An 11,363-nucleotide genomic window follows, 5' to 3' on the forward strand; every position below is an offset into this window, starting at 1 on the left:
TTGCCTATGGATGCCCTGCCCCTACCCTGGGGTCCGAAACCTTTGAGTTAAGGGGTTTGCCTATGGATGCCCTGCCCCTACCCTGGGGTCCGAAACCTTTGAGTTAAGGGGTTTGCCTATGGATGCCCTGCCCCTACCCTGGGGTCCGAAACCTTTGAGTTAAGGGGTTTGCCTATGGATGCCGTGCCCCTACCCTATCGGTTCAGATAACTAACAACAACCGCCGCCAGTGTAGTGCCAGGTAGAATCGGTTATCAATACATCTTTAGATAATAATGCGCCCAGCTTACCAGCCGTTTTGTCGCAAACAACGGCGGGAACACCGCGCTGAAGAATATGCCCCGCCCGATCGTCAAAAAATTCTTCATTTCCCATATAAATTGCCGTTTTGCCGGTAAAAATACAAGTGCCATCTTCAGGAATTTCGACTTTAAAAGAAACAGAATCGAGGCTTTCTAAGAGTAAAGGTTCTTCTAGATTGTAAGTTTGACAATCTAACAGCCGATAGGGACGCCTCGCGCGAATTTCTACCTGTCCAAACCCGACATTAATTAAGTGTTGAGTATACTCTTCATAAGTCAATGCGCCGGATAAACACATTGCCCGCAAGCGTTCATCTTGGCGCAGGTGCAAGGGGATGGGACGAGTAGCAATTGGATCGCTCATTAACAGTTTTCCACCTGGTTTTAACACGCGAAAAGCTTCTTTAAGTGCTTTATTTAGATCGGCGGGTTCAAAGATATTAAACAGACAATTTTGGGCGATCGCATCCACCGAAGCATCAGCCACCGGCAAATTAAACGCATCCCCTTCCCTAATGTCCACAAAAGCAGTATCAAACCAGGGATTTTCCTTAGCTGCTTGCGCCAAATTCCGCGACGCCGCCTGACGCATTTCCGCCACCGGATCTACTGCAATTACCCCACCCTGACGCCGGGAAAAGTAAGCAAACTGCAACGCTTCCAAACCCCCGCCAACTCCCACATACAGCACAGTTGGTTCATTTCCCAATTCCGCAGGATGGACGGTTGTACCGCAACCGTAGTTCATTTCCTGCATTTGCGGCGGAATTTTCAATCCCGGTAGTTGCAAAGGACTGCTTTGCACGCAGCACAACCCCACTTCGGGCTTTTGCGCCACTTTGCTGTAAAATTCCGCAGCGGTTTCGAGATAGGTCATTTTGGTCAAACCTGTAACAGCACTAGCGTTGTAGTGTAATCCAGCTAACGCCACTTCCTATAAATATTCAACTTTTTCTCAATTAGTTGTTCCTAAGAATCTGTTCGATTATTGAGCGGAATAAGGAGTTTTAGTCCCCTTGCGGGGAGATGTAGTTGTAAAGAGTAATTTTTTCGGCTACACACCCTCGTGTGTGTTTCCATCCCCTTGCGGGGAGATGTAGTTGTAAAGCAAAACAACCAAAGTCAAGACGATCAAATCACCCACATCGTTTCCATCCCCTTGCGGGGAGATGTAGTTGTAAAGCGTTTCGAGGAGGTAAACCCTCGGGATGAGGTGTTTCCATCCCCTTGCGGGGAGATGTAGTTGTAAAGAATTTTTCTTCGGTGTCGATGTATCAGGTATCAAGTCTGAGTTTCCATCCCCTTGCGGGGAGATGTAGTTGTAAAGTTAAAAGATGCTCGCCCGGCTGCTATCGCCCAAGTGTTTCCATCCCCTTGCGGGGAGATGTAGTTGTAAAGATTTTTTGAAGAAAAAAATTGAGGAATGGGCAGGTGTTTCCATCCCCTTGCGGGGAGATGTAGTTGTAAAGCCGAATCACGTTTTACGGACTTATCACCTACAAGCAAATGGTTTCCATCCCCTTGCGGGGAGATGTAGTTGTAAAGTTCCGGGCCAGTGTCGCCGTCAAGCCGAGCAACTTAATGGTTTCCATCCCCTTGCGGGGAGATGTAGTTGTAAAGAGTTCGTTCAGGGAGCCTTACCAGGACTGGGTTTCAGGCTGCAAATCGACGCATCTAAATTTTACTGTCAATAAAGGGGGGGTCATTTGCAATAAACGGAAAAATAAAAGCTTGAAACCCTGACTGCGTAAGCAATCGACGCATCTCAACGAAGTTATGCGGTTTTCAAGGATCGGCGGAGATGCGTCGATGACGCTATACAAAATAAATTAAGGTAAACAGGAAAAATTTGTCAAGCCCCGGAGGAGGGAGATTGGGAAGGATCGCATCTTGCACCTGTGATTTTCGCCCGCCGTGGACTCAAGTCCAAAGGCTTTTAGCCCAAGTCCACTGAAGTGGACTGAAATCAGATTAACAGTCCATTTCAATGGACTTTCGCTATTAGCCAGAGAATTGATTCTCTGGCGGTTGTGGACTATGGTGCAAGATCTGAGAAGAGGTTCTTCTTTATCTGCGATCGCGATCGCTTAATTCTTGTGACTAAGGTCACCTTTACATAAATTAAAAATCTGTTACATTTGTTTACAACAAGGGAAAACGAGGATAAAAAGCAATGACTTCACGTTACACAGTTGAAGAAGGCGGCAGACTGAATAACTTCGCTATCGAACCGAAAATGTATGTAGACAGCACTTCTCGCACTGGTTTTACCGAGTATGCAGAAAAGCTAAACGGACGTCTGGCGATGATTGGTTTTGTCTCTCTCTTGGCGTTAGAAGTCATCACCGGACATGGCGTAATTGGCTGGATTAGCAACCTGTAAGACAGTTGACAGTTGACAGTTAACAGTTGACAGTTAACTGTCAACTGTTAGTAAGAATTTGAGATTTTAGATTGCAGATTTTAGATTTAATATCATGTCTGTTGAATTACCTATAATAAAAAAACCTCACCCGGTCGTTGCGTAGGGACACGGCATCAGAGATATATCGGACAAACATATAAATTCGCTCTTGCCGTGTCCCGGCTGCCGATTATGGGTAATCGACTGCACATAATATAAGATGAAAATTAAATCTGCAATCTGCAATCTGCAATCTGCAATTGAATTATTCGCGCAAGCTATAACCCACACCGCGTACCGTATGAATTAACCGGGGCGTGGTGTCGGTTTCTAATTTTAGGCGTAGGTAGCGGATATAAACTTCAATAATATTAGAGTCGCCCATGAAGTCGTAACCCCAAACTTTTTCTAAGATTTGATCGCGGGTGAGGACTTGGCGGGGATGCGCGAGGAGGTATTCAAGTAAATCGAATTCTTTGGCAGTTAATTCTATACTGCGATCGCCGCGAAAGACTTCGCGGGTGCTGCGGTTTAAACTGAGGTCGGCAAATTTTAATACATCGGGGTTAGGTTCTTGGGTGCGTCGGAGGTGGGCGCGCACTCTGGCTAATAATTCCTCAATGCTGAAAGGTTTGACGACGTAATCATCGGCACCAGCATCTAATCCGGCGACGCGATCGCTTATTTCTTCTTTAGCCGTTAATAAAATAATCGGCACTTTGTCACCCGTACTTCGCAAGCGGCGACAGATTTCCACCCCCGTTAACCCTGGCAGCCCCCAATCGAGAAGTATAATATCGGGATGCAATTCCCTGGCGGCGGTGAGTCCTTCAAAACCATCGTTTTTGACGCTGACTTGATATCCTTCGTAAGTCAACTCAATTTCTACAAATCGAGCTAGTTTAACTTCATCTTCAATTAGTAAAATGTGCGAGGTCATATGGATTTTGGATTTTAGATTTTAGATTTTAGATTTTAGATTTGGGTCAAACAGGCTGATGTAAAGAATTTCAGCTTTTTGTTCGGCTGATGGCGATCGTGGGTTATATGAGTATAACTGCGATCGCTGGCGGCAATGGTCAAATTTGTACATAATTTGACAAATTGCCTCAAGCAAGGAGGACTCGATGTTCTGGAAATGGCTTCAGTGGCAACAAGAGAGGCAAACACTGGAAATTTTATCATCCCTCAGCTATCGAACGGGGGAACTGAGTGACTATCTGAAAGAAATTGCCTGCGGCGTCAGTCAATTGCTTGGGGTTGATTGGTCGGTGGTAACCTTATGCCAGGAAGGGTTAGAGAAAGTCTTAGCAAGCAGTATCGACATCGGGGATGCTGCCGATCAAACTTATTCATTGCACGGTAGTTTAACGGGGACAGTCGTCAAAACGGGGCAAACTCTGGTGGTGCAGAATGTCAGAAATTGCAACGACTATGGAAAAGCACCAGAAGGATATTGCGCTTATTTGGGCGTTCCCTTGCGTCCTTCCCACGGAGAAGCAATTGGTACTATTTGTTCTTTTCATAAAAAACCGCGCAAGTTTGCCCCAGTAGAAATTCGCATTGCCGAAATGTTTGCCGAACGCGCCGCCACTGCAATTGATAATTATTATCTTTACCAACAACAGCGACAATTTAACGAAATTTTAGAGGATGAAGTCGCAAAAAGGACTGAAGAATTGCGGATGGCGCAAGCTAAATTAGTAGAACGGGAACGCTTAGCAGCAATTGGCGAATTTGCTGCCACCATCGTCCATGAAATTCGCAACCCTTTAACCACAATCAAATTGGGTTTGAACGGTTTTAAGCGGTTGGATTTATCCGAATTAGATCGAGAGCGACTTTACCTATCTTTAGACGAAGCGAATCGCCTAGAACGGTTGTTGCGCGAAATTTTACTTTATGCCAAACCGCAGGCATTGAATTTGACCAAAATAGATTTAAACAAATTTATTGCCGAAAGTTTGTCAACGCTGCGGAATATGCCAGAAGCAATGGATTGTAAGATTGAATTTATCCCGGCATCTACTGGTGTTAAAGTTATCGGGGATGAGGATAAATTGAAGCAAGTATTGATAAATATAGTGCGGAATGGGTGTGAAGCGAGCGCAGAAGGAGAAACGGTGACAATCAAGCTAGAAACTTGCCTATTTCCAGATAAAGTTTGTCTTCAAATTCACAATGGAGGCGACCCAATTCCCCCAGAAGTGTTACCGAAACTAACCGAACCATTTTATACAACAAAAGCCTCCGGAACCGGACTGGGATTGGCAATAGTCAAGCGCATTATTGATGCTCACGGCGGCGAGTTTTGTATCCAATCTTCTGCCAATCTTGGAACAACCGCGAGCGCGATCTTGCCTTTAGTTGCATAAACATTGTAGGGGCGAATGGCGTTTACTTAAGCGAGGCAGAGCCTCTAGGAAGCGAGGCAGAGCCTCTAGGAAGCGAGGCAGAGCCTCTAGGAAGCGAGGCAGAGCCTCTAGGAAGCGAGGCAGAGCCTCTAGGAAGCGAGGCAGAGCCTCGCTGATCTCGTTCCCAGGCTGAGCCTGGGAACGAGGATCGGGAGGCTCTGCCTCCGGTATAAGGCTCAGTGAAAACAATATAAATATATTCAAAGCCATTTAGTTAACAAATAGCGGTTGTGGTCTTGAAACCCAAAGCGATGATATACTTCCTGAGCTTTCCTATTGACCCGATCGACTTCCAGATGGAGCGCTTTTATACCAAGAGAACGACAAACTTCTTGCATATACTCTAAAGTTTTAGTGCCAATTCCTTGTCCCCGATAATTGGATCTAATATAAAGTTCATCAATAAAAGCATCGCGTCCGTGGAATTCCAAGCTATACCCAATTGTGAGAACGACATAGCCAATAGTTTCTTCTTGATGCTGAATTAACCAGACACCGCCATAAGATTTATTGTTTAACAGATTAGTGAGAGCATCACAGGTATTGCGATCAAATTTAAGATGTTCTATCTGATAAAACTCCTGTATCAAGATGAGGAGAGTATCAATATCAGAAGTTTCTGCTGGTTTAAACATGTCCGCTGAGAAGTCCTCACTAATAACTGAAAATATTATAGATAGAACTTACGCGCAAGATCCTATCACCTTTGTTTCTTTGCGTAAGCGCTTCATCTCCTTAGCACTGACAAAGTAACAAAGCAAACCAATTTTGCGGGTCAGTCCAAACTCGCACCGACTGAAATCCCTGCTGTTTCAAGCTAGATATCAAACTCGGTAAATAGAACTTGCGAGAAATTTCAGTGCGAATCGTTTCCCCTGCTTGAATCGGCACTTGCAAATTAAGCGAATCTAACCTGACAATCCCAGATTGCCAACACCGCAAATACATCTCAATTTGCCCAGCAACTTGGTTATAAAACGCAAAGTGGGTAAACTGGTCAACAGCAAAATTGCCATGGAAGCGACGATTAATATGACGCAGAATATTTAAATTAAAAGCTGCCGTAACTCCTTGGGTATCATTGTAAGCAGCTTCGATAATTTCCGGTGATTTTTGCAAATCCACACCGCAGAGAAAAAACTCGCCCGGTTGTAAGTTAGATTTGATATATGAGAGAAAGCGATCGCCAGCCTGCGGTGACAAATTTCCCAACCTACTCCCCAGAAAAATCAACATCCGAGGCACAAATTCAGACGCCGACAATTGAGACAAAGCTGCTTCATAAGTCCCAGCAACACCGCAGACTTGTAACTTGGGATATTCCCGCAACAAATCTAACGCACTACTCTTAAGCATTCCGGCACTAACATCAATTGGACAATAAAACAGAGGAGAATCCCATTGATTATAAGCATCTAAAAGCAAGCGACTTTTGCCAGAACTGCCACTCGCCAATTCCACCAATTCGCAAGCACCAGTTAACCGAGCAATTTCCTCAGCACAGGATGCTAAAACAGCTTCTTCCTTGCGCGTAACATAATACTCAGGCAGCTGACAAATTCTTTCAAATAACAGCGAACCCCTCTCATCATAAAAATAACGACAAGGCAGAGTTTTAGGACTATTCCTTAACCCTTCAATAACATCCAAACCCTCATCTACCCCATCAGAATCCCCCAGATTTATCCACCGCAACCGAGAACTTAACCCAGCTTCAGACATTACTATTGTTCTTTCCATTTTCTTCCTCTTCTTCTTCTTGGCGATCTTGGCGTCTACCCTACGGGAAGCCGCTGCGCGTCTATGGCGGTTCATTAAATCAGGATTCGCCAGAAAACGAGTAATCCCTTCTACAATACTCTCGCTGTTATCTTCAAAAACACCATGCGATCGCATTAAAATAAAGTGCGTTATGGCAAAAGCCGTAACGCACCAACAATCTATTCAGCGGCGATAAACTTAAGCGCCACGCCATTCATGCAGAAACGTTGACCTGTAGGCGCAGGGCCATCGTTAAATACGTGACCCAAATGTCCACCGCAACGACTACAATGCACTTCAATTCGAGTCATAAAAAACGACCGATCTACTGATGTGCCAATTGCCCCTTCTATCGGAGCATAAAAACTAGGCCACCCCGTGCCGCTGTTATATTTAGTTTCCGAAGAAAACAGCGGCAAATCGCAACCCGCACAGACAAAAGTCCCTTTAGCATATTGCTTATCAAGCGGACTCGTCCCCGCGCGTTCGGTGCCGTGTTGACGCAGTACGTTAAACTGTTCTGGCGTCAAAATTTTGCGCCATTCTGCCTCAGTTTTTTGAATTTCAAATTCATTGTTGGCAGCTGCCATAACTTCTGACCTCCAAGGTAAATGACGCGATAACCATGCTGCGCCGATAATTGCGACGCCAGCTTGTAAAAATTTCGCTCGCTTCATATTTTAAGATACAAGATTTTTTAACCCTCTGCTTCGAGCAAGGCTTTCGATGCTTTTACCGCCGAATCTAAAAACACCCTAACTTGCTTTGCTTGCGCCGACGCTGACTCTTGAGTTAGTTGAGACGCTTTTAAAACCGCTCCCACCCAGTGCTGCGTATGCCAGAAACCTCCCCCATCTACTTGAGGCAGATTTGTTGTATCTGGATAAGGCCAAGGTGTTACATACCAGTAGGGTTCATCATAACTTTTATCTCCCGGTGACATACCAACGCCTACAGTCATTTCTCCCCCCTCATTCCCATGTTCTGCCTGGGAATGCTTATCGGGAAGGGTAATGAGAGTCGCCATATCAAAATGGTGAGGCTAAGTGTGGATTGGAGAGGCTTCTTTGTGTTCTGCAACTATTTCTTGAAGCAGAAGATTAGCATTCGCGTAGTACTTTGCCAATTCTTGCCGTCCAGTTTCTGATGAACTGGCATCGAAAGGCGTACCGCGAGCAATTTCATGGTCGGGAAAATCATCTGGTGGATAGTCAATAAAAACCACTTTTTCAGCTTCAGCACCTAGCTTGGCAATTTCTTCCCGATGCCTGTTCATCGCCTGTGCCAATGTTTGTTTATCCAAGGATAATTCGGGAATTTGATTGCCTTTTTTATCTAGTAAAAATGAAGTTATACTAACCGTAGCCAGTGCTACCGAGAAGGTTTTATTTGCCTTAATTGGTTCTCCCACAAAGGCTTTTAATTGGGAATTCCATCCCAAGCTTGTATGATTATAGTCTGGTTTCGGTGCTGCTAAAGCCGCGCCAGTTGCTGCAATAAATTGAATGCCATAGTGCAATTGCAGTCTACTTTCTGTCAGGTCTTTTGGATTGATTTTACCTGTTATTTGCCATTCATTGTTCATAGTTAATTCCCTTGATTAATAGGTGCAGATATTGCAGCAGTAGCCAGCCGATGCGGAGGTTTTTGTTCCCAGGTTGAACCTGGGAACGAGTTCACGAGTTCAATAGTTAAGCCGGAGGAGGAAGAATTTCTAAACCGTACTTGGGAGCAGTTGCAATTAATTTTTCGATATCTGCGCTAGTCACAGCAGGTGGCGTAAGATTTTCTGCCGAAACTGTAGTACCCACTTCGATAAAAAACTTCTCCAATCCTCCTGGTGTTAACCAGCACAAAAATTTAGCTGGTTTGGCGCCGATGTTGCGGAAACTGTGGGGCTGTCCTTTAGCAGAATGAACGAAGGTTCCGGGTGTAGCAACGATTGTTTGTTCCCCAAGTTGAAACTCTATCTCACCTTCTTGAATGTAAAAAGATTCGTTTTCCCTTGTATGAATGTGGGGTGGAACTGCGCTGTTGGGTTGCATGATAATTTCAACCAACCCATAGGTTTGACCTGTATCTTCGCTCAGTGCTTTAAACCTGTACAAATCTCCCAGTACCCAAGAAGAGGAACCTTCACCAGGTTGCATCAATATGCTGTCTTGATTTCTTGCCATTTTTGCCTCTTTTAGATAGTGTCTTGGGACAATCCAAGATTATAAATTTGGGAATTGCTAATTGCTAATTGGTAATTGGTAATTGGATTCATTGGCAGTATACTCTTGACAATTACCCATTACCCTTCCACGGCAGAGCCTAGTAACGCTATTACCAGCGCCAAGGGATGTAACTAGCAACTTGAGTTAGCTACCTAATTTACCATAGCCAAACGTCGCATTAAACCGGCGACACCAAATCGCAGCCGCGCGATAGTTTGCCAGATTAACATTAGCTGGAATTGCGTAACGTTGAGCGCCATTCAACTTTTGCAAGCGACCAAGAATGATATAATCTTGCGTTCTCAATCCCGATGGGGGCGGTGCATCTGTGCGATACAGAATTACATACAAATCTGGCCCTCGATTCGTTTTGAATGTTTGACCCAATTCCAGATAACGCTGACGGTTTTCCATCACGATGCGAAACATTCCCTGAGTCGGTTGTTCGGCTGCTACAAAACTTCCAGAAGCAATGGTCGATGATTGGGAAGCTTGAGCTACAACAATTTGACTCGGCTGCATTGCAGATAAAGTGAGTTGAGAACTCAGGGTTAAAATAGAAGCTAAACCCAGTAAGGTTAAAGAATATGCTTTCATCGCTTTCACCGTTTAATCTAAGATTGCTTTGAATTAACTATGACCTTAAAAATTTGGTTTGGCATGATGGCTGACTGAAGGTTTGAATCAAAAATGCTGAGAATTAACTCAGAAAAATCTCAGGAGAATTTCAGGAAAGATTAATGTTAAAATCAAAAATGGGGCGAAAAAACTGGTATAATGTGCAGGAATTAGGCAAAGAAACCAGATTTCTAGGTTCTGCGTAAGTCCTGTAATGTGGGGAGAAAGCGTGAAGCGAATTGTTTTCTGCGATTTTGATGGAACGATTACAGCGCACGAGACGTTTGAGGCAGTCCTCAAACAATTTGCACCGGAACTTTCTGCGCGATTGCTCCCCCAAATGTATGCACGAGAACTGACACTGCGAGAGGGAGTGCGGCAAATTTTGGAGTCAATTCCATCGTCGCGCTACCCGGAAATTATCGAATTAACCCGACCCCAACCGATCCGTCCGGGATTTTCAGAATTACTCGATTTTCTAGAAGTTCAGGGCGTGCCTTTGGTAGTGGTTTCTGGTGGACTGCGCGGGATGGTAGAAGTTGTTTTGGGATCGTTGGTGGAACGGGTGCGTGGTATTCATGCAATTGATGTAGATACCAGCGGCGTGCAGTTGCAGGTGCGATCGCCATACGAAGCAGGTACAGAAATGGTCGCGAAAGTCAAGGTCATAGAAGCATATGCCCCAGACCAAGCGATCGCTATCGGCGACTCCCTCACAGACCTCAATATGGCACTCGTTGCACCACTGGTATTTGCACGCGATCGCCTCGCCAAATATCTCGATCAAAATCAAAAACCCTACATCCCCTGGAACGACTTTTTTACCGTGCGCGACTATCTCGCGGCATTGTGGAAATAATCCGGGATGCTCCCCATGCCTTAATAATTAACCAACAATATTGCGCTAACCTGTTCGTAAATCAAATCGCAAAGGTTGACATGGAAAACTTATTGCTAGAAGGAATAGCCGCTTTTGATCGAAAGGATTATCACAAGGCAATGGAAATACTTAAGCCATTAGCCCTTGCTGGTAACTCTGAAGCACAGTGTTTAGTTGGGAATATGTACCATTTAGGGCTGGGTGTTGATGTCGATATATCTGAAGCGATCGCCTGGTACACAAAATCATCTGAGCAAGGCTACGGAGTTGCTTCTAATAACCTGGGCGCCATCTACGCTTCAAGTCCCGAAAGAGCGACGAAATGGTATCTCAACGCCAAAAAGCAAGGATTCTCTCACGCTCCCTCCCATTAAAATCTAAATGATTTGGGCGTCTACCCTGCTTACGGGGTAGACAAGGTGAGTTAACTATGGCTCTGGAAAGTTACCATCAAACGATGGCGGGCAAGGCTGATCCTTAGGCCACGGAAAGGTCGCTAGCGCTCCGTACCCTTTGCACTTGTAAGCACAAATTTTATTTGGAGAATCTGGCGAGCCAGAAACGAATTCTCCAGCGAACTCGCACCGTTTCTTCTGTTTCTGATCTTGGTTTTCCCCCTTTTGTGTCATTTTTCTCGCCTGCCTTCCTAAACGTGTGTAAACGTGTCGATTACTTGGATTACTCCAAGTACACCGCAAACTGATAACAGTTTGTGTGGCTCTAGCCGAGCAAGGAACCTCAGTAGTATGTTTCGAGCGCTATTAG

General features: G+C 44.9%; 14 protein-coding genes and 1 CRISPR repeat array. Of the genes, 4 read left to right on the forward strand and 10 right to left on the reverse strand.

Annotated features, from left to right (window positions below; translation table 11 throughout):
• Positions 1-210: 210 nt before the first annotated feature.
• A complete protein-coding gene (arsM, locus tag MiSe_RS43725) occupies positions 211-1,179 on the reverse strand; it encodes an arsenosugar biosynthesis arsenite methyltransferase ArsM (RefSeq protein ID WP_226592698.1) in 969 nt (322 codons plus the stop codon).
• A 127-nt stretch (positions 1,180-1,306) separates the two neighbouring features.
• Positions 1,307-1,922: a CRISPR direct-repeat array (repeat unit 36 nt; unit sequence GTTTCCATCCCCTTGCGGGGAGATGTAGTTGTAAAG).
• A gap of 553 nt (positions 1,923-2,475) precedes the next feature.
• Between arsM and MiSe_RS43730 the strand changes: the two genes are divergently transcribed.
• The gene (locus tag MiSe_RS43730; protein WP_226592700.1) at positions 2,476-2,685 is read left to right on the forward strand and encodes a CAB/ELIP/HLIP family chlorophyll-binding protein; all 210 of its coding nucleotides are present in this window, start codon (positions 2,476-2,478) and stop codon (positions 2,683-2,685) included.
• Between the two features lie 286 nt (positions 2,686-2,971).
• Here the strand turns inward: MiSe_RS43730 and MiSe_RS43735 are convergent, their stop codons facing one another.
• Both MiSe_RS43735 and MiSe_RS51660 read right to left on the reverse strand, forming a co-directional pair.
• On the reverse strand, positions 2,972-3,646 hold the full coding sequence (locus MiSe_RS43735; RefSeq protein ID WP_226592702.1) for a response regulator transcription factor: 675 nt from the start codon (positions 3,644-3,646) through the stop codon (positions 2,972-2,974).
• A gap of 21 nt (positions 3,647-3,667) precedes the next feature.
• Complete coding sequence (locus MiSe_RS51660) at positions 3,668-3,799, reverse strand: hypothetical protein (protein ID WP_264196985.1); 132 nt, start codon at positions 3,797-3,799, stop codon at positions 3,668-3,670.
• Positions 3,800-3,833: 34 nt separating this feature from the next.
• Between MiSe_RS51660 and MiSe_RS43740 the strand changes: the two genes are divergently transcribed.
• Positions 3,834-5,081: a GAF domain-containing sensor histidine kinase gene (locus tag MiSe_RS43740; protein ID WP_226592704.1), complete on the forward strand. Its 1,248-nt coding sequence runs from the start codon at positions 3,834-3,836 to the stop codon at positions 5,079-5,081.
• Positions 5,082-5,320: 239 nt separating this feature from the next.
• Here MiSe_RS43740 and MiSe_RS43745 read toward each other — a convergent pair whose 3' ends face one another.
• The 7 genes from MiSe_RS43745 to MiSe_RS43775 form a co-directional block, all read right to left on the reverse strand.
• Positions 5,321-5,755: a GNAT family N-acetyltransferase gene (locus MiSe_RS43745; RefSeq protein WP_226592706.1), complete on the reverse strand. Its 435-nt coding sequence runs from the start codon at positions 5,753-5,755 to the stop codon at positions 5,321-5,323.
• Between the two features lie 100 nt (positions 5,756-5,855).
• Positions 5,856-6,860 carry an L-histidine N(alpha)-methyltransferase gene (egtD, locus tag MiSe_RS43750; protein WP_444980626.1) on the reverse strand — a complete coding sequence of 335 codons (1,005 nt, stop codon included), beginning with the start codon at positions 6,858-6,860 and terminating at the stop codon, positions 5,856-5,858.
• Between the two features lie 200 nt (positions 6,861-7,060).
• Entirely contained in the window at positions 7,061-7,558 is a 498-nt protein-coding gene (gene msrB, locus MiSe_RS43755; RefSeq protein ID WP_307731649.1) for a peptide-methionine (R)-S-oxide reductase MsrB, read from the reverse strand.
• 20 nt (positions 7,559-7,578) lie between these two features.
• On the reverse strand, positions 7,579-7,908 hold the full coding sequence (locus MiSe_RS43760; protein ID WP_226592710.1) for a hypothetical protein: 330 nt from the start codon (positions 7,906-7,908) through the stop codon (positions 7,579-7,581).
• 15 nt (positions 7,909-7,923) lie between these two features.
• Positions 7,924-8,466 (reverse strand): hypothetical protein, encoded by a 543-nt coding sequence (locus tag MiSe_RS43765; RefSeq protein ID WP_226592712.1) that lies wholly within the window; start codon positions 8,464-8,466, stop codon positions 7,924-7,926.
• A gap of 106 nt (positions 8,467-8,572) precedes the next feature.
• Positions 8,573-9,058 (reverse strand): quercetin 2,3-dioxygenase, encoded by a 486-nt coding sequence (locus MiSe_RS43770; RefSeq protein WP_226592714.1) that lies wholly within the window; start codon positions 9,056-9,058, stop codon positions 8,573-8,575.
• Between the two features lie 186 nt (positions 9,059-9,244).
• Entirely contained in the window at positions 9,245-9,697 is a 453-nt protein-coding gene (locus MiSe_RS43775) for a DM13 domain-containing protein (protein ID WP_226592716.1), read from the reverse strand.
• A 250-nt stretch (positions 9,698-9,947) separates the two neighbouring features.
• Here MiSe_RS43775 and MiSe_RS43780 point away from each other — a divergent pair, with 250 nt between their 5' ends.
• Together MiSe_RS43780 and MiSe_RS43785 are read left to right on the forward strand one after the other, a co-directional pair.
• Positions 9,948-10,577 carry an HAD-IB family phosphatase gene (locus MiSe_RS43780; RefSeq protein WP_226592719.1) on the forward strand — a complete coding sequence of 210 codons (630 nt, stop codon included), beginning with the start codon at positions 9,948-9,950 and terminating at the stop codon, positions 10,575-10,577.
• Positions 10,578-10,657: 80 nt separating this feature from the next.
• Positions 10,658-10,972: a tetratricopeptide repeat protein gene (locus MiSe_RS43785; protein ID WP_226592721.1), complete on the forward strand. Its 315-nt coding sequence runs from the start codon at positions 10,658-10,660 to the stop codon at positions 10,970-10,972.
• Positions 10,973-11,363 lie beyond the last annotated feature (391 nt).

It is taken from the genome of Microseira wollei NIES-4236 (assembly GCF_020521235.1).
Lineage (GTDB): Bacteria > Cyanobacteriota > Cyanobacteriia > Cyanobacteriales > Aerosakkonemataceae > Microseira > Microseira wollei.